General features: G+C 46.7%; 21 protein-coding genes. 18 read left to right on the forward strand and 3 right to left on the reverse strand.

Annotated features, from left to right (window positions below):
- Nucleotides 1–36: 36 nt before the first annotated feature.
- The 11 genes from MKY85_RS08520 (at nt 37) to MKY85_RS08570 (ending at nt 6,684) form a co-directional block, all read left to right on the forward strand.
- On the forward strand, nt 37–975 hold the full coding sequence (locus MKY85_RS08520) for an SDR family oxidoreductase (RefSeq protein ID WP_339240756.1): 939 nt from the start codon (nt 37–39) through the stop codon (nt 973–975).
- Between the two features lie 60 nt (nt 976–1,035).
- Nucleotides 1,036–1,182 carry a hypothetical protein gene (locus MKY85_RS08525; protein WP_342572378.1) on the forward strand — a complete coding sequence of 49 codons (147 nt, stop codon included), beginning with the start codon at nt 1,036–1,038 and terminating at the stop codon, nt 1,180–1,182.
- An 18-nt stretch (nt 1,183–1,200) separates the two neighbouring features.
- Nucleotides 1,201–1,782 carry a DJ-1/PfpI family protein gene (locus tag MKY85_RS08530; RefSeq protein ID WP_342572379.1) on the forward strand — a complete coding sequence of 194 codons (582 nt, stop codon included), beginning with the start codon at nt 1,201–1,203 and terminating at the stop codon, nt 1,780–1,782.
- Entirely contained in the window at nt 1,779–2,312 is a 534-nt protein-coding gene (locus tag MKY85_RS08535) for a GNAT family N-acetyltransferase (protein ID WP_342572380.1), read from the forward strand. Before MKY85_RS08530 ends, MKY85_RS08535 begins: the two co-directional genes overlap by 4 nt.
- 39 nt (nt 2,313–2,351) lie before the next feature.
- On the forward strand, nt 2,352–3,233 hold the full coding sequence (locus MKY85_RS08540) for a serine/threonine protein kinase (RefSeq protein WP_342572381.1): 882 nt from the start codon (nt 2,352–2,354) through the stop codon (nt 3,231–3,233).
- Between the two features lie 92 nt (nt 3,234–3,325).
- Nucleotides 3,326–3,697 carry a hypothetical protein gene (locus MKY85_RS08545; RefSeq protein WP_339240764.1) on the forward strand — a complete coding sequence of 124 codons (372 nt, stop codon included), beginning with the start codon at nt 3,326–3,328 and terminating at the stop codon, nt 3,695–3,697.
- Nucleotides 3,698–3,699: 2 nt separating this feature from the next.
- Nucleotides 3,700–4,419 (forward strand): GNAT family N-acetyltransferase, encoded by a 720-nt coding sequence (locus MKY85_RS08550; protein WP_342572382.1) that lies wholly within the window; start codon nt 3,700–3,702, stop codon nt 4,417–4,419.
- Nucleotides 4,416–4,616, forward strand: a complete 201-nt coding sequence (locus tag MKY85_RS08555) for a hypothetical protein (protein WP_342572383.1) — start codon at nt 4,416–4,418, stop codon at nt 4,614–4,616. The genes MKY85_RS08550 and MKY85_RS08555 overlap by 4 nt, the downstream gene beginning before the upstream one ends.
- A 24-nt stretch (nt 4,617–4,640) precedes the next feature.
- Complete coding sequence (locus MKY85_RS08560; RefSeq protein ID WP_342572384.1) at nt 4,641–4,973, forward strand: hypothetical protein; 333 nt, start codon at nt 4,641–4,643, stop codon at nt 4,971–4,973.
- Nucleotides 4,974–5,325: 352 nt separating this feature from the next.
- On the forward strand, nt 5,326–6,108 hold the full coding sequence (murI, locus tag MKY85_RS08565) for a glutamate racemase (protein ID WP_342572385.1): 783 nt from the start codon (nt 5,326–5,328) through the stop codon (nt 6,106–6,108).
- A 24-nt stretch (nt 6,109–6,132) separates the two neighbouring features.
- Nucleotides 6,133–6,684 carry a histidine phosphatase family protein gene (locus tag MKY85_RS08570; RefSeq protein WP_339259984.1) on the forward strand — a complete coding sequence of 184 codons (552 nt, stop codon included), beginning with the start codon at nt 6,133–6,135 and terminating at the stop codon, nt 6,682–6,684.
- Between the two features lie 69 nt (nt 6,685–6,753).
- Here the strand turns inward: MKY85_RS08570 and MKY85_RS08575 are convergent, their stop codons facing one another.
- Together MKY85_RS08575 and coaA are read right to left on the reverse strand one after the other, a co-directional pair.
- Nucleotides 6,754–7,116, reverse strand: a complete 363-nt coding sequence (locus MKY85_RS08575; RefSeq protein WP_221822851.1) for a DUF423 domain-containing protein — start codon at nt 7,114–7,116, stop codon at nt 6,754–6,756.
- A 66-nt stretch (nt 7,117–7,182) separates the two neighbouring features.
- Nucleotides 7,183–8,112, reverse strand: a complete 930-nt coding sequence (gene coaA, locus MKY85_RS08580) for a type I pantothenate kinase (RefSeq protein ID WP_339259986.1) — start codon at nt 8,110–8,112, stop codon at nt 7,183–7,185.
- 194 nt (nt 8,113–8,306) lie between these two features.
- Here coaA and MKY85_RS08585 point away from each other — a divergent pair, with 194 nt between their 5' ends.
- The 7 genes from MKY85_RS08585 (at nt 8,307) to odhB (ending at nt 16,196) form a co-directional block, all read left to right on the forward strand.
- Complete coding sequence (locus MKY85_RS08585) at nt 8,307–9,095, forward strand: DUF3891 family protein (protein ID WP_339240775.1); 789 nt, start codon at nt 8,307–8,309, stop codon at nt 9,093–9,095.
- Between the two features lie 230 nt (nt 9,096–9,325).
- On the forward strand, nt 9,326–9,835 hold the full coding sequence (locus MKY85_RS08590; protein WP_339240777.1) for an 8-oxo-dGTP diphosphatase: 510 nt from the start codon (nt 9,326–9,328) through the stop codon (nt 9,833–9,835).
- A gap of 26 nt (nt 9,836–9,861) precedes the next feature.
- Nucleotides 9,862–10,227, forward strand: coding sequence for a nuclear transport factor 2 family protein (locus tag MKY85_RS08595; protein WP_339240778.1), 366 nt, complete (start codon nt 9,862–9,864; stop codon nt 10,225–10,227).
- Between the two features lie 241 nt (nt 10,228–10,468).
- Nucleotides 10,469–10,966, forward strand: coding sequence for a GNAT family N-acetyltransferase (locus tag MKY85_RS08600; protein WP_339240779.1), 498 nt, complete (start codon nt 10,469–10,471; stop codon nt 10,964–10,966).
- Nucleotides 10,967–11,410 carry an NUDIX domain-containing protein gene (locus MKY85_RS08605; protein WP_342572386.1) on the forward strand — a complete coding sequence of 148 codons (444 nt, stop codon included), beginning with the start codon at nt 10,967–10,969 and terminating at the stop codon, nt 11,408–11,410.
- A gap of 635 nt (nt 11,411–12,045) precedes the next feature.
- Nucleotides 12,046–14,919, forward strand: a complete 2,874-nt coding sequence (locus MKY85_RS08610) for a 2-oxoglutarate dehydrogenase E1 component (RefSeq protein ID WP_339240783.1) — start codon at nt 12,046–12,048, stop codon at nt 14,917–14,919.
- A gap of 5 nt (nt 14,920–14,924) precedes the next feature.
- Nucleotides 14,925–16,196 carry a 2-oxoglutarate dehydrogenase complex dihydrolipoyllysine-residue succinyltransferase gene (odhB, locus tag MKY85_RS08615; protein WP_342572387.1) on the forward strand — a complete coding sequence of 424 codons (1,272 nt, stop codon included), beginning with the start codon at nt 14,925–14,927 and terminating at the stop codon, nt 16,194–16,196.
- A gap of 132 nt (nt 16,197–16,328) precedes the next feature.
- Here the strand turns inward: odhB and MKY85_RS08620 are convergent, their stop codons facing one another.
- On the reverse strand, nt 16,329–17,309 hold the full coding sequence (locus MKY85_RS08620; RefSeq protein ID WP_342572388.1) for an alpha/beta hydrolase: 981 nt from the start codon (nt 17,307–17,309) through the stop codon (nt 16,329–16,331).
- Between the last annotated feature and the right edge of the window lie 20 nt (nt 17,310–17,329).

The raw sequence follows: 17,329 nt of genomic DNA on the forward strand, positions 1-17,329 counted from the left end.
TTGGTGAGAAAATATTGGGGGAGAGCAGGTGGCTGCGTGACAGTGGTGACATACAAGATAGGAGATGGACAGCAACGGATGCAGACAGAGAATGATAGAAATGAAGAAACGAAGGAAAAAAGAATATCAATATCCGGTGCATATGATCCCGTGGCTCTCATTACAGGCACATCCAGTGGCTTCGGTATGTTAACGGCCATTACTCTTGCCAAGCAGGGATACCTTGTTGTTGCCACCATGCGTGACCTGAACCGAAAAGAAGAGTTGGTCAGACTTGCAGGAGAGGCAGGCATAACAGAACGTTTGGTGTATGAGCAGTTGGACGTTACGGATTCTGAATCGGTGCAAGCAGCTATAACCAAAGTCGTTCTGGATTATGGGCGCATCGACATACTGGTGAACAATGCAGGATTTGCGGTTGGCGGGTTCATTGAGGAAGTATCGATGGAGGATTGGCGGCGCCAGATGGATACGAATCTGTTTGGGTTAATCGCTGTGACACGTGCAGTCCTGCCTGTGATGCGTGAACAGAAGCAAGGTCTAATTGTTAACTTGTCCAGTGTCAGCGGGTTGTCCGGTTTTCCGGGTTATGCTCCATATGCTGCCTCCAAATTCGCTGTGGAGGGATTCTCGGAAAGTCTGCGGCATGAGATGTCTTCGTTCGGCGTTCGCGTGGTATTGGTTGAGCCAGGCGCTTATCGTACGCCAATCTGGAATAAAGGTTTGGGTGAGATTCACCGGAGCGAGGACTCTCCGTATAAACATAAGCTGGATGCGGTCCTTCGTTATTCTCAACATGCAAGCGAGACGGCACCTGACCCACAGGAGGTAGCAGATCTGATCGGACGAATTGCACGGATGCGTGCACCAAAGCTTCGATATGCGCTAGGCAAAGGATCGCGTGTGCTGATCATAGGTAAAGCATTGCTACCGTGGAAGTGGCTGGAATGGATCATTGCCCGTGGTTTAAAATAGAGATTATATACTTCAGTATCCAGTCAGAATTGCGGCTATTTCCTAGAGAGGGGTGGATTCGTGTTTGAAATCATTGTTGTTATTCTGCTTCTTGTGATTGTGGGCTTGCTCTTGCGAATCAACAGCAAGCTGCTGGAACGTGATTGGGTGAAGGAAGCGATGGAACGGGATCGGAATCAAAAACATAACCAGAGTTCTCCAAATTAAAATAAGCGGAGGTTGCCAATGAAAATTGCATTCGTTTTGTTTGATGGACTGACTTTCCTTGATTTTGCTGGGTTTTATGATGTGATCAATCGGTTGAATTTCTTTGAACAAACCAAAGGAACAACATGGGCAACCTGTGCAATAACAGATCAGGTCACGGATGAGTCTGGTTTAACGATGAAGGTGGATCGAGTGAAGCCTGACCTGTCGGAATATGATCTCGTGTTTGTCCCTGGAGGCATGGGAACGCGTAAGCTGCGATACGACGAGGCATTTGTAGGCTGGTTGAAACAAGCGGAGTCTGTTCCTCTGAAGGTATCCGTGTGCACAGGCTCTCTTCTGCTGGGAGCGGCTGGATTTTTGTCTGGTAAAAGAGCGACGACACATCCGTATACCTATGATCTGCTTCAGCCGTACGTTGCTGAGGTTATTCAGAGCCGGATCGTGCGGGATGGAAACGTAATTACAGCCGGTGGAGTAGCCACGTCCATTGATCTGGGAATTTATGTTGTTGGGTTGCTTGCAGGACAGGAAGCGGCAGCAAATGTGAAACTCCAGATCGATTATCCTTATGAAATGGAGGGAGTGGTCGAAGAATGAACGAAAATGGAAAGCAAGAAACCTATATCATGCGCAATATTAAGCGGGATGAAGCAGATGTATACTGGCCGTTTCGACTGGAAGCATTGAAAACACATCCTGAAGCCTTCGGGGCTTCCTTTGAATTATCCATTCGGATTCCCATGAATGAAGTGCAGGAACGCATACATAACGAGCCCGACGATTATATCTTGGGCGCATATACAACAGAAGGAACACTCGCGGGAATGATGGGTTTCAAGAGAGAATATGGCCTGAAGCTCAGGCACAAAGGCATAATCTGGGGCGTCTATGTTGCCACGCCATATCGGGGAAACGGTCTGGCATCGCAATTGCTCCAGGAAGTCTTGGAACGGGGAAGATATCTGGAAGGCATCAAGCAAATTAATCTGAGTGTGGTAACGACGAATGAATCAGCCAGACGCTTATACGAGCGATATGGATTTGAAGTGTATGGCATTGAGCGTAACGCACTGGAGATCCATGGTCAGGGATATGATGAGGCGCATATGAATTACTTTTATACGTAGCATTCAATATGATGAAGATATCACAGCAGGAGGTGTCCTATGACAGGTCAAGTTGAACTTGAGATCGACGGTATTTCCTTTGTCTTGAAAGAGTCTCACTCATTTGATTGGTTACGGCCCTTGGGTACGGTCTTTCGCGTATTCGATCAGCAGGATTCAGGAAATCTCTCCTTCGGTATCGTGCAAAAGGATGGAAAGAGGTTGTTCGTAAAGTATGCGGGAGCACTTACCATTCATGCGAATCATACGGGAAGTCCCCCGGAAGCCATTCGTAATCTGAAATCATCTGTTTCCGTCTATGAAGATTTGAAGCATGACACGTTGATCCGACTAACGGATCATTTTGCAACGGAGCAAGGGTATGTCTGTGTATTCGATTGGGTGGAGGGGGAGAATCTTCATAACCACTGGAAATTTCCGCCTCCGGCCAAATATGAAGATCCTCGTTCCCCCTACTATCAGTTCAGACAACTTCCGGTGAAGACAAGGATTGGCGCGATGGAGCAGATTCTTGATTTTCATATCGAGGTGGAGCGGAGAGGGTATGTGGCTGTTGATCTGTATGACGGCAGTCTGATCTATGATTTTGACAAGTACGTCATGAAAATTTGTGATATAGACTTGTATCGGAAGGGCTCTTTTACCAATACCATGGGGCGTATGTGGGGATCTTCCCGTTTCATGTCTCCAGAGGAATTCGAGCTGGGTGCACTCATAGATGCGGTTACCAATGTATTCAATATGGGAGCCATGGCATTCGCGCTGCTGGGTGGGGAGAAAGACCATTCATATGATAGATGGGATGCTGGAGAGGCTTTATATCAGGTTGTGATACGTGCAGTCAGCGCAGATCGGTCCCAGCGGTATGCATCGATTGCAGAACTCGGTGAGGCATGGAAAGAAGCTGCAATGCAAAGGTAAGGAGCGCGTATACGAATTATTCGCAAATATGCAAAATCCATTCGTATGTGTGTGATAAATACCGTATAATGGAAATTATTAAGGGGGTGCAGATGATGTGCAGATATGCGATGTCAGGACCATACAAAGACATCTATGCATGCTTCAATTGTCGCAAATCATTTAAACAAGTTTCCAGATACGACCTTCGCCCTGAAGTTGTGGAACAACTCGAATATAAATGTCCACAATGTGCTGCGTCTATGGTTAGCATGGGACAGGATTTCCAGGCGCCCAAACAAAATGATAGCAAACAATGGACCAAAGTGATGATTCTGTATCGCCATGGTTATACCTTTCATAATTGTGGATGTGGGGCTGGATATCGGCCGTCAGATTTACGTGAATTACCCGATTTTCTGGATCAGCAGGAAGCAGGTAAAGGCAGTGAAGGCAAACGATTATTGCAAAGGTTAACTTCATAGATATGGCTCCTACATCGAACCTGCCGTCTATGGAAATGTTGAAGATACAAGCGAGCACGTTATATACAATCAATGAGCAACAGCGTCTATTAAGCATTAACGAGCCGGGTGGTGGGCAGGCTCCAGCCATATTTATCGGATTGGCTTCTGCCGGTTCACTGATCTATTACCATGAGCAGTTACCGCCGGATCTGATGGATGAATTGAGTAAGGAATGCGAGCTTCCATTGGATATTCCGAAACTGATTCGAAAGGTGCAGACCTTTGAGCCAGTTAACCATGTGTGGATGGGACCAGCCTATGTCTTTCCTGAGTCATCTGACGAATGGAATCGGCAGGTTCAGTTGATTGGTCAGGAGCAGTGTAATTTGCTGGCAGAGCATTTCCCTGAATTAACAGATCTCTTACATGAAAAATGGCCTGTTTCGGCTTATGTTATTGATGATTCTGCCGTGGCAGTGTGCTGCTCCGCACGGATTTCCGAACATGGGGCGGAAGCAAGTCTCTATACGGCACCTGGTTATAGAGGACATGGGTATGCAGCGGAGACGGTAAAATGCTGGCAGTATCATGTCAAGGAACGTGGACGCATGCCAATCTACAGTACATCTTGGGATAATCTCGCTTCACAGCAAGTTGCCCGTAAATTGGGATTAATTCAGTTCGGTGTAGATTTCAGTATCACAACTGTGGAGTTGAGGAAGGGCTGTGATGTTGGATGATCCGCACTTTCCTACAAAAGGACCTTCAGTATGTCATTGAAGCGCATATCCGAATCTACCGAGATGAGTATAATTATGATGATAGCTTTGCTGAATTTATCACCCATGCGGTGAATTCGTTTGGTTGTTCAGGCAATCACGCGACGGAGATGTTATGGGTTATGGAGTTAGATCAGACAGCTTCCCTGTTGCGTTAACTCGTTGTTGAAAGGAGTGGTCCAGTGAATCGCAGAAGATGGATTCTGGGTTTGTTATCTGGATGTATTGCACTGACGGTAACGGCGTGCTCGACTCAGACGGAAGAACAAGTATTATCAGCAACCATCGAAAGCAACCTGCAGCAGATAGTTAGTGACCCTCTCCTGCTGACCAGCAGCAATCCCAATGATTACATTGCTGGTAACCCGGAGGTTTACAGGGACATCCTGAATACGGGTAAGGAAGGACTTCTTCTCCTGTTACAGCAACTCGAATCCAGTTCGGAGAACGGTCTCAAGGAATGGATCATGGCGCTCAGGCAAGTAGCGAAATGCTTGGAGAGCACAACCCTGTAGAGGCGTGGCATAGTGGCAAGGACTGGCTCAGGCAGTATAAAATAAACGTAGAATAATGGTTCATCATCATCCCTAGTACCTGACTTAGCGGAAATAATGGAGGGGACGGAATCGATTCTGAAGAAGCGATAGCGTTCGCCTTTGTCTCCGAATTTATACATCTATAAGTTTATTCAAGAAGCTTTGGAGACAACAGCGATCAGAAGAACGATCCGTAACCGGAATGGTTCCCGCAAGTCGTCAAGCACTGTAGTGTGTGATGAGCCGGAAATACAAACCTCACCTCCAGTCAGCATGAGCAGCATTGAGAGGTTCTTGGAACCCGAAATAATACATTATAGAGGTGAAATCCTTGAATAAGAAAATTGCTTTTTTTGATTCAGGCATCGGTGGTTTGACCGTTTTGCATAAGGCATTACAACAGTTTCCCGAAGAAAAATTCCTGTATTACGCGGATACCTTGCATGTCCCGTATGGAACCAAATCTGCGGATGAGGTGAGAGGACATATTTTTGATTGTGTGGAAGCCATCGTTCAGGAGGATGTCCGAGCAATCGTAATTGCTTGTAATACTGCAACCAGTCTGGCTGTTAAAGATCTGCGCGCCAAGTACGATATCCCGATTATTGGTATGGAGCCTGCGGTGAAACCAGCCGTGGAGATGAATCGTGAGAGTGGGAAGAGAGTGCTTGTATTTGCCACTGCCCTCACCTTGAGCCAAACCAAGTATAACGAACTGGTATCGCGTGTTGATGATCACCACAGTGTGGATTCCATTGCGCTGCCGGAACTTGTGGAATGGTGCGAACAGCTGGATTTTGATCCGCGCAAAATCGCTGATTATTTCCGGCTCAAGCTGGCAGATCTCGATCTTCAGGTGTATGGCACAGTGGTGCTTGGCTGCACTCATTATCCATTCTATACGTCCATTCTGCGCACGGTTCTGCCAGATCATATACAGATTATTGATGGCAGTACAGGCACCGTAAATCATCTGAAGCAGCGCCTTGGATTGGTTGCTCAGCATGGAGACAGAATTGGGGAACAGGTCACTTTCCTCAGTTCAGCAGGCCGACCGGAAGAGCAGGAGAAGATGTACAGGGCACTCCAATATCTTGAGAAGAACTCCATGTAGGTTACACCATAGGAGGTGATCGCTATGCAGTCCATTTATCTTATCCGTCACGCCAAGGCCACAGGGCAGGAACCCCATGCAGAGCTTACAGATGAAGGGATCAGGCAAGCCGAAAAACTTGCAGATATCTTGGCTGATCAATCCATTACGTATATTGTCTCCAGTCCGTGGAAAAGGGCTGTTCAGACGGCTATGCCGTTGGGCATGGCAACGCTGCAACATATACATACGGATGAACGTCTCCAGGAGAGGGTACTTAGCTCTTTGGATCTGCCTAACTGGATGGATGTACTGAAACGTACATACGATGATGTGGATTTGGTGGAAGAAGGCGGGGAATCTTCCAGAAACGCGGCTGCAAGGGGGCTGGCGCTTCTGGAAGAGTTGTGGAGCAGACCTGAACAGCATGGGGCCGTGGTTACACATGGGAACTTGTTATCACTGCTTATTCGTGAGTATGAACCATCCTTTGGCTATGAAGAGTGGGCCAAACTTTCGAACCCGGATGTGTATGTATTGGAGAAACAGCGGCCAGAAGCAGGGCAGTTCACCATTCGCAGAATCTGGACAGATTAAACAGGAAAAGAGTGCTCCAGCGATAGGATATCAGCCAGAACACTCTTTTCGTTTATTCATAGGGGATGCTTATAAGGCGGCAATCATGATCATAACCCATCCAGCCAAAAATGCGACTCCACCAAGTGGCGTAATGGCTCCCAATTTGCGAACACCCGTAACACTTAAAGCGTACAGGCTGCCAGAGAACAGGATGATGCCGGCGAACATCAGCCATCCGGCAAGCATGACGAGTGAAGAGGATTCGAGATGGTCTGCCAGAAGCCCAATCAGGATGATCCCCAGTCCGTGGATGAGGTGATATTGAACGCCGGTTTCATAGATTTTGATCATGTCAGCGGATAATTTGCGCTTGAGCGCGTGTGCGCCAAAAGCACCCAAAGCAACAGCCAGGAACATCATAATGCTGCCGAGTATAATCAGGGTTTGCAATGTGTTTTTCTCTCCTTTTAAGGGTAATTAGTTATAACATCAAGGTTTATTTTGCACGAGTGTTGTTTAGAGTTTGCGCAATTGAATCTGCCCAATGGAGTGATCGGCTTCCTTTTTCAGAATCAGTCTGGCACGCCCTTTGGTTGGCAAAATGTTCTCATGCAGGTTTTTGGCATTGATATCCTGCCAGATCTGGTTGGCGGTCCGCACGGTTTCTTCTTCATCAATATTGGCGAATCGTTGATGGAAAAAGGAATCCGTGTCTTGGAATGCCGTATTGCGGAGCAGCTTGAAACGCTCAACGTACCAGTGTCTTATATGCTCTTCTTCTGCGTCAATGTAGATGGAGAAATCGAAGAAATCACTAACCAGCAAAGGCGTTTCTTTTTTGACCTGAAGTACATTAATGCCTTCAATTATGAGAATATCCGGTTGACAGATCTGCACCTCTTCTCCTTGAATGACATCGTAGGCGAGATGAGAATACACTGGTGCTTTCACTTCGGGTTTGCCTGATTTCACATCGCCCATGAACTGAATCAGGGATTTGATATCATAGCTTTCCGGGAATCCCTTACGGTTCATGATGCCTTTCTCTTGCAGCACGGCATTGGGATATAAGAAACCGTCGGTTGTGACAAGGTCAACCTTCGGGCTATTCTTGCCTCGAGCGAGCAGTGCCTGAAGCAAGCGGGCCGCTGTACTTTTGCCCACGGCAACACTTCCCCCGATTCCGATGATGTAGGGGGTGGGGAGCGCTTCTTTTTTCATAAAGGAGGCCGTTAGTCGATTCAGCTCTCGTGAAACTCTTGCATATAGGTCAATAAAGTGGGTAAGAGGCAAATATATATCTTCGACTTCTTGAATCGATACCTCTTCATTCAATCCCTTTAACTGTTCTAATTCGGCTTCCGTCAGTGGAAGAGTGGTCTGATGTTCTTTAAGTTCAGCCCATTCCTTGCGGTTAAACTCGATGTAAGGAGAGTATAAATTCATGAGATCCCGCTTTCTGTATGTAATATAATTGTGGACACAACCTTTAGTGTACCAAATTTCAGGAAACTGACAACACCTTTACATTGTCCGTTTCATAATGCCTTTCGTGAAAATGGAGCGAAAACCAACTTATAGGAAAGTTTAACCCAATTTATGTTAAAGTCAACGTATACCATGCGGAAGGGTGACAGCATATGATCATATATGAGAGAGAGCATGATTTTGTTTTGACCGCACAGCATGAGCATGGATTAGTAGCCGGAGAGATGGCTTCCCACTGGAAGAAAGAATTACTAGCCGACGCTGCACATCGGGATGAATTGATTCTGGCGGCGAGAGAACATGACCGGGGCTGGATTGAGTTGGATGCTGCTCCGTTCTGGAATGATTATAGCCAATCACCATATTCGTTTCGGGATTTTCCTTTGCGTCCGCGTTTTGTATTCTACCATAAAGGGATTGAAGAGGTTTGTCAGAAAAACCTCTACGCCGGATTATTGTGCAGTTTGATGTATACGGAGCTATTTCAGAAGAATCTGGGTGCTAATGCTCAGGATGATGAAGACATCCGAACTTATCTCCAGCAAGAACACGAACGTCAGCTGAATTGGCAGAAAGAGCTTGGCGGTGATGCTGAAGCATTGAAACAGAGGCTGCAAAGCGATGTGGAAATCATGCTTTTCTGCGATCAGCTCAGTTTGTTTCTATGTATGGAGGAACCTGGAACACCTGCTGCGCGTTATGATTTTTTTGCAGAAGGGCTTAGTTGCACGTTTGATGCCTGTTCCAGACAACCGATTCAGGCAGAGTGGTTATCCAATGAAAAAGTAGGCCTGTCTTTTTTTCCGTTTGATGAAGACTTTACGGTCGTTTTGCCTTATAAATCGGTGCCGAAGGCAAGTATCCGCAAATTTGGTATGCAACAGGCTTATCGCCGGGCTGAGTGGAAGGAACGTCGTGTGTTAATTACGGATTTGAACTGAGAACTGGAAACGCCAAGCTAGGGGAATGAGCAACATAGAATATCACAAAACAGGCGGGCTTCTGATGTACAGGGTGTCCGCCTTTCGTATGCATATATATCATCATGGAATGTACTGTGAGATCAGTGAAATTACTAATAAATCAGCGTGGGAATAAAGAAGGAAAACACAGGTTATTCCCAGAAATGTTAGTGTACAGCAGAGAAGCGCATGTTAGCAGGAGGACGAATATGAACACCAGAATAGAGATATTAACGATGTGTATGGTATGGGACAAAGTGAATGATCAGGTGTTATTAATGAATCGGCCGGATCGCAAAGGATTTCCGGGATACATCGCTCCTGGGGGAAAGGTAGACTTTCCGGAGAGCATTGTGGATGGTGCTGTGCGGGAGGTTCTGGAGGAGACGGGTTTAACGGTCAATGAGATTACGTATAAAGGACTCGATGAATTCTGTGATCCCGAACAAGGATTACGTTACATGGTATTCAACTATTTGGCGACTTCATTCGAGGGACAATTATTGCAGAATCCGCCCGAAGGCGAACTGTTATGGGTGCCTATGAAGCGGGTGTCCGAGCTGCCTATGCAGGACTGGTTCGCTGAACGTCTCCCACGATTTTTCCAAAAGGGTACGTTTGAGCGGAGTGTGATCTGGGAGAAGTCATCCGGACGTACGCTGCAAGAGACATTTATGTTGTATAGCGATTCCGCTCTTGAACAGCGTGGGGTTCGATAAAATCAACGTGAAAGGGAGAGAAGATCATGGGATACCAGCATGCCCTAGAAGGATACATTGCAGCGACGAATACACATCAGTTTCATGAAGTGAGCAAATGGTTATCGCCAGATGCCGTATATTGGTTTACAGGAACGTCATGCACTACTCCAGACGAAATCCGGGCTTATTTTGAGAACGCTTGGGAAACAGTCCAGGAAGAAGTCTACAGTGCTGAAGAGGTTAAGTGGATTACGACTAGCAAAGATCAGGCAGTTTGTATTTATACCTACCACTGGAAGGGGATTTATCAGGGAGAGCCGGCTTATGGAAAGGGGCGGGCAACGAATGTGTTTGTTGCTGGGCTTGATGGGGAATGGAAATTAATCCATGAGCATTTAAGCTTGGGTTAGGATAAAATTAATGCCTCATAATGTATCATCCATATCTATATATTTATATCCAAATATTATGGTATAATGAAGGTTACTATTTTTATGGGAGATGACTAGCCCAGGAGAAACAGTGTGTGTTTAATAGATTGAGTAAACTAGTTTGTTGAAGTAAGCATGATATATTTGTAGATTTGCCATACATAGGCTTCTGCAAACAGAACGAGAATGAATATTGTACGATGAAAAGGTGGAGATTGGCATGAAATTGTCGTTCCGGATTTTGGATTGGGAAGAAGAGCGACCATACGAACTTTTATTGATGGCTGATCCTTCAAAAGAAATTGTTGATGAGTACCTGAGTCGGGGTGTTTGTTTTATTGCTGAGTATGAAGGAGAGATGGTTGGAGAGTTCGTATTGCTCAAGACTCGTCCGGAGACTGCCGAGATAGTTAATATTGCCGTACAGGAAGAACTGCAGGGACAAGGTGTAGGCAAACACATGATTAAGGAAGCGATGGAAGCTGCACGCAGATTAGGCTGCCGGATTCTCGAGATTGGAACAGGCAACTCCAGCTTTCATCAATTGAAGTTATACCAACGTTGCGGTTTCCGCATTATTGGGGTTGATCGTGATTTCTTTGTGAGGCACTATGAGGAAGAAATTATAGAGGATGGTATTCGCTGTGTGGATATGATTCGTATGGCCATAGATCTGGATGCTGTTACAGAGGATGAAGACGAAAGGAAGAGTACTTAGGTGAATCGGTATACACATATTGGCGTATATGGCTTGGTCACTTGGGAGCAAAAAATCCTGTTGATTCATAAGGCACGGGGAGCATATCAGGGGCAATGGGATTTACCGGGCGGAAGGCTGGAGTTTGGTGAGCATCCAGAGGCAGCTCTTCATCGTGAGATTGAAGAAGAGACCGGCCTGACCGATCTACAAGTAATGATTTGTTCTGCGGAGTCTAAGGTTGTGGAATGGGTGCATCAAGGTGAGCCGGAAGAGCTGCACCATATCGGGATGCTGTACGATGTTGTTTTGACCGCAGCTTGTCAGCCGGATCAGATCAAAAAAGAACCCGATGGTGAAGATTCGTTAGGCGCGGATTGGTTTACACTGGAGCAAACTACTGATCTTTCCCTAACGCCGTTTGCAGAGTATATGATTAGTAAAAGAACAGAACGAACACCCTGATGCGCATCATCACCTATATTGTTAACTCAAATTGGCTATATCCAAAATAAGCTGCTCGGATAATTCATGTCTGGGCCAGCTTTTTTAGTGGGTCTCCTGAAGAAAAAACCAATTATTTGTTGAATGTCATGTCAATTGGTTAATGTTTAACTTGACGGTTTGTTTTTGAACATAATGGACCACAATTCAATTAAGGAGGTAAAATGGGAGATCATATGCCTATTTTGTTATAATTAAGCGTTCGTTGTTCTAACCAAATTGCTCGATGAATTTCGATTCATCTAATTTATGCATCAATTGAGCTAAAAATAGGAAATGCTCCTGAGCGTAAAAGTTTATAGAATAGATATTAGAACACGGACTTCACTTGAAGAAGAGGAGAAAGTGTAACCTTCGAACGGATCAGGACAGTATTCGACATCTGTGCGACGGTATATACAATCATTGTTCTACTTTGATTTTGAAAACGCAGACAAACCTTGACGGGAGCGTCGGACTAACGTTACTACCACCAACAGCACGATTATTGGACTTCATGAAAAATTTCGCTTAAAATGTTGAACGAACGCAAATTACGACTTAGTCAATGATTTCCGTCAAAAACTTATGACTAAATCAAGACGGAGGGAACGTCGATGACGATCGTGGAAGGCAACAAGAAGCCCTGGGAAAGTTACTATGGCCCCAATATGGGATACGTACAGGAACAATATGAATTATTTGCTCAAGACCCTGGTTCGGTTACACCGGCCTATCGTGAACTATTTGAACAATGGGGTGCACCGCCAATGTCTGGCAAGGATGCACGCACAACCTCGAATTCCGGCAACGCCCAATCGGCTTCCGGAAGCGTGGACATTCAATTATTACAGAAAGCGGTTACAGCAGGTAAGCTGGTATGGAATATCCGTACGTATGGTCATCTTGCTGCAGACATAGACCCGCTTGGAATCAGTGAAGATACAGATACATCTTTGCTGGAACCTCAGCATTTTGAATTAAACGAAGAAGATCTGAAAGCTTTGCCTGCTTCCCTGATCTGGGAAGGTGCAGATGGACAGACCGCAACCGGTTGGGATGCAATCCAACGCTTGCGTCAGATTTACACTGGACCCATGGCCTATGAATTCAGTCATGTGCACGAAGTTCAAGAACGTGAATGGTTGAATCGCCGTGCGGAATCCCGGACTTCACCAGCTCCACTTACGCCGAAAGAACGTAAGGCTTTGCTGGAACGTTTGGTTGAAGTTGAGCAATTTGAAGACTATCTTCACAAAACATTTGTTGGACAGAAACGTTTCTCTATCGAGGGTAACGATGTGCTTGTACCGATGCTGGATGAAGCTGTTCGTATCATGGCAGAAGCCGGATCTAGCCACATTCTGATGGGTATGGCCCACCGTGGACGGTTAAACGTACTTGCCCATGTATTAGGCAAACCGTACAGCAAAATTTTCTCTGAATTCCATCATGCTCCGAACAAAGACCTGGTTCCATCGGAAGGTTCGACGGGAATCAACTACGGTTGGACGGGGGATGTCAAATATCATATGGGTGCCAACCGTTTTGTAAAAGACGGGGAAACTGTGCAGGCCCGCCTTACTCTGGCGAATAACCCGAGCCATCTGGAATACGTCAATCCGGTTGTACAGGGTTTTGCACGTGCGGCTCAGGATGACCGTCGTGACCCTGGATATCCGAAACAGGATGTAACGAAGGCAGCTACCATTTTGATGCACGGTGATGCCGCATTCCCTGGAGAAGGGATCGTTGCGGAGACACTTAACTTCAAAGCTCTGCCAGGATATCAGAATGGTGGAACCATCCATATTATCGTTAACAATCGTCTGGGTTTCACTACAGATAGCGGTGATTCCCGTTCAACATACTACGCAAGTGACCTTGCTAAAGGGTACGAAATTCCGATTGTACACGTGAATGCGGACAATCCGGAAGCTTGTATTGCAGCCATTCGTATGGCAGCAGAGTATCGCAATCGTTTCAAAAAGGATTTCCTGATCGACTTGATCGGTTACCGTCGTTACGGCCATAATGAAACTGATGATCCTGAAACGACTCAACCTATCGTTTATGACAAGGTGAAAAACCATCCAACGGTAAGCCACCTGTATCAGGATCTATTGAAGCAGGAATCGGTTATCGATGATGCGTCCATTACGAGCATTCGCGATGGAGTAACGAACAAATTAAAAGAAGCTTATGACCAGATGAAGAAAAATGAAGTACATGAATATTACCAACGGAAAATCAGTGAGCCGGAAGCAGTTACAATTACGCCTACTGCCGTACCATTGGAGAATCTGCGCAGCATTAATGCGGACCTGCTGAAATGGCCTGAGAACTTCAATGTGTATCCGAAGCTACAGCGCATTTTGCAACGCCGGAGCACTTCCCTGAACGAAGGGGAAAAAGTGGATTGGAGCCTTGCGGAGACACTCGCATTTGCAACCATTCTCGCTGATGGCAAACCAATTCGGATTAGTGGACAGGATGCCGAGCGCGCTACATTCGCTCATCGGAATCTGGTACTGCATGATTCGGAGAACGGAGCCAAGTTCTGTCCGTTGCATCACTTGCCACAGGCAAGAGCATCCTTTGCCATCTATAACAGTCCGTTGTCTGAAGAATCCGTTGTTGGATTCGAATACGGATATAACGTATATTCACCAGATACACTGGTCATCTGGGAAGCTCAATTCGGGGATTTTGCCAACTGTGCACAGGTTATTTTTGACCAGTTTGTATCCGCAGGTCGTGCCAAGTGGTCTCAAAAATCCAGTCTGGTGATGTTGCTTCCACATGCGAATGAAGGTCAGGGACCTGAGCATACAAGTGCTCGTCTGGAACGCTTCCTTCAGTTGTGTGCAGAAGACAACATGACGGTTGCCAACTTGTCGAGTGCTTCCCAGTACTTCCACTTGTTGCGTCGTCAAGCTTCGTTGACTGAAACGGAAGATGCCCGTCCACTTGTGATGATGTCACCGAAAAGTCTCATCCGGAATCCGCGTGTTGCATCACCGGCAGTGGAATTCAGTGAAGGCAAATTCGAACTTGTGCTTGAGCAAGCTGGACTGGGTACGCAGCCGGATCGTGTGGAGCGCATTATTCTGTGCAGTGGCAAGATTGCCATTGACCTGGAAGATGCTTTTGAAAAAGATAAAGCAGATTGGTCATGGCTTCACATTATTCGAGTGGAACAGCTGTATCCATTCCCGGCAGAAGAGATCAAACGTATCCTCGCACGTTTCAGTAATGTAAAAGAACTGGTATGGGTACAGGAAGAAAACAAAAATATGGGCGCCTGGACTTACATGGAGCCTCGTCTTCGCGAAGTTGCTCCAGAAGGCACAACCGTTAGATACGAAGGTCGCCCGGAACACGCAAGTCCTTCCAGCGGTTATCAGCTTGTGCATAGTATGGAACAGCAACAGATTATTACATCTGCGTTGAAACAAACGACGAAGAATAATATTCCACTGGGGAGGTAAGAGCTGTGAGTGAAATTAAAGTACCTGCAATGGGTGAGTCAATAACTGAGGGAACTGTATCCAGATGGATGGTTAAAGAAGGGGAAAACGTTAATCAGGGTGATGTGCTTCTTGAACTGGAAACGGATAAAGTAAATATCGAGATCAGCGCAGAAGAAAGCGGTGTGCTGGAGAAGATCATTCGTCAGGAAGGAGAGACGGTAGAGATCGGTGAAACGATCGGTACACTCTCAGCTGGCTCTGGAGGAGGAAGCGGTGCACCCGCTTCCGAACCGGCAGCGGCAGAAGAGAAAAAGGCCGCTACTCCTGCACCTGAAGCACCAACACCAACAGCACCTGTTGCGGCGGCACCGGAATCATCCGACAGCGCCAAAACGGCTTCACCGTCCGCTCGCAAGCTTGCACGTGAACGTGGTATCGAGTTGGATCAGGTTCAGAGCAAAGATCCAATTGGACGGGTATACCAGGACGACGTGAAGAGCCATAACAATCAGGCACCTGCTCCGGCAGCTCCACCTGCCAATAAAGCTCCTGCGGCACCAAGTGCTCCGGCAGCTGGAAGTTCCACGTATACCAAACCAGTGGAGCGTCAGCGGATGTCTCGCCGTCGTGCGACCATTGCCAAACGTCTGGTAGAGGCTCAGCAGACTGCAGCCATGTTGACTACGTTTAATGAAGTGGATATGACTGCCATCATGGATGTACGTAAACGCCGTAAGGACAAGTTCAAAGAGAAACATGAGATTAACCTCGGGTTCATGTCCTTCTTCACCAAAGCAGTTGTGGGAGCTCTGAAAAAATTCCCTACAATTAACGCAGAGATTGATGGCGAAGATGTTGTACTGAAAAAGTATTATGACATCGGCATTGCCGTATCTGCGAAAGAAGGACTGGTTGTACCGGTTGTGCGTGATGCCGATCGTCTGGGCTTTGCCGAGATTGAGAAGAGCATTGCGGACCTGGCATCCAAAGCTCGTTCCAACACACTGGCGTTATCTGATCTGCAAGGTGGAACGTTCACCATCACGAATGGTGGAACATTCGGTTCCTTGTTATCTACGCCAATTCTGAATACACCACAAGTGGGTATTCTGGGGATGCATAAGATCCAGCTTCGTCCAGTGGCGATTGATGCAGAGCGGATGGAGAACCGTCCAATGATGTACATCGCGTTATCTTACGATCACCGAATTATCGACGGCAGTGAAGCTGTACGTTTCCTTGTGACCGTGAAAGAACTGCTTGAAGACCCGGAATCACTGTTGATTGAAGGTTAATCCATAACGTTTGATCAAGGCTATTATTCATATCGCTTAACAAGAAACCCCTGAATTGGAGCGCAGCGTGAGCTGTACATCCGATTCAGGGGTTTCTTTTGCTATAAATAGTATTGTATTGTTCCGGTTCTATTATATAGAGTCAGCTGTTTCAGTAAGGCTCACAGGCCTATCGTGTGTATTCGAGCTAGGGGTATTCCGCTCTAGCCAGTCTACGACATGCTGAGCCACTTCTGTTCGGTTGATCTCATGCAGCATTTCGTGGCGTCCACCCGGATACAGGCGATACTCGATATTCTCCAGTTGAAGCTTCTTGTACTGGGAGACCAGATTAAGAACACCTTTGCCATGAAGTCCAACGGGGTCCTTTTCACCTGAGAACAGATATACGGGTTTGTGTTTAGGTATGCGCTCCATATTGTGTGGAAGATGGACTTCGAGCAGCAATTTGAAGAAGTCGCGGAAAAAGCCTGCTGTACAGACTGCCCCGCACAGGGGATCATCAATGAATCGCTGAACCTCTTGTGCGTCCCGGGACAACCAATCAAACGGTGTCGTTGCAGGGCGGAAAGAGCGGTTGAATCCACCAAATACAATCGCGTTGAGCAGCATGCTGGGATGAGTAGCACCCTGTATGCCGCATTGCAAGAAAGCGAGCTTCTCTCCGAACCGGAGCAGCCCGCGTCTGCCGTTTGTCCCGGATAAAATAAAGGCATGGTACTGCTCGTGACCAGCGTACATAAGATGTTGTACTAAGAATGAACCCATGCTATGTCCCATTAGAAAAAGGGGCACCCCAGGGTTCTCCTTGGCGGCTACTTCGCCGAGATTAATCATATCACTTGCCATCCAGCGGAAGGCATCGACACCAGCATTGCCGAGTAGCTTGGCATTCTCCACAGTTTTGCCATGACCCCGATGGTCATTGGCATAGACCGCATAGCCATTTTCAGTAAGAACGCTGGCAAATTCCGCGTATCTGGCGGCCGTCTCGCCCATGCCATGTGCAATTTGCACTACACCCTTAACGTCGCATTCCGGATCGGGAAGCCAGCGGTACACATGAATACGGGTACCTTCACTAGCGACCAAGGCAAAGGTAGATTCCTGCATCTCGTGTAATTCCTCCTTCA

This window comes from Paenibacillus sp. FSL R5-0749 (assembly GCF_038595085.1).
In the GTDB taxonomy this organism is placed as follows: Bacteria; Bacillota; Bacilli; order Paenibacillales; family Paenibacillaceae; genus Paenibacillus.

Excerpts from the sequence above, each read along its gene's own strand:
- MKY85_RS08545 (WP_339240764.1), top strand. The coding sequence starts at position 3,326 with ATGATGTGCAGATATGCGATGTCAGGACCATACAAAGACATCTATGCA.
- MKY85_RS08595 (WP_339240778.1), top strand. The coding sequence starts at position 9,862 with ATGGGATACCAGCATGCCCTAGAAGGATACATTGCAGCGACGAATACA.
- MKY85_RS08540 (WP_342572381.1), top strand. The coding sequence starts at position 2,352 with ATGACAGGTCAAGTTGAACTTGAGATCGACGGTATTTCCTTTGTCTTG.
- MKY85_RS08600 (WP_339240779.1), top strand. The coding sequence starts at position 10,469 with ATGAAATTGTCGTTCCGGATTTTGGATTGGGAAGAAGAGCGACCATAC.
- MKY85_RS08585 (WP_339240775.1), top strand. The coding sequence starts at position 8,307 with ATGATCATATATGAGAGAGAGCATGATTTTGTTTTGACCGCACAGCAT.
- MKY85_RS08620 (WP_342572388.1), bottom strand. The coding sequence starts at position 17,309 with ATGCAGGAATCTACCTTTGCCTTGGTCGCTAGTGAAGGTACCCGTATT.
- MKY85_RS08590 (WP_339240777.1), top strand. The coding sequence starts at position 9,326 with ATGAACACCAGAATAGAGATATTAACGATGTGTATGGTATGGGACAAA.
- coaA (WP_339259986.1), bottom strand. The coding sequence starts at position 8,112 with ATGAATTTATACTCTCCTTACATCGAGTTTAACCGCAAGGAATGGGCT.
- MKY85_RS08610 (WP_339240783.1), top strand. The coding sequence starts at position 12,046 with ATGACGATCGTGGAAGGCAACAAGAAGCCCTGGGAAAGTTACTATGGC.
- MKY85_RS08555 (WP_342572383.1), top strand. The coding sequence starts at position 4,416 with ATGATCCGCACTTTCCTACAAAAGGACCTTCAGTATGTCATTGAAGCG.
- MKY85_RS08535 (WP_342572380.1), top strand. The coding sequence starts at position 1,779 with ATGAACGAAAATGGAAAGCAAGAAACCTATATCATGCGCAATATTAAG.
- MKY85_RS08530 (WP_342572379.1), top strand. The coding sequence starts at position 1,201 with ATGAAAATTGCATTCGTTTTGTTTGATGGACTGACTTTCCTTGATTTT.
- MKY85_RS08570 (WP_339259984.1), top strand. The coding sequence starts at position 6,133 with ATGCAGTCCATTTATCTTATCCGTCACGCCAAGGCCACAGGGCAGGAA.
- MKY85_RS08550 (WP_342572382.1), top strand. The coding sequence starts at position 3,700 with ATGGCTCCTACATCGAACCTGCCGTCTATGGAAATGTTGAAGATACAA.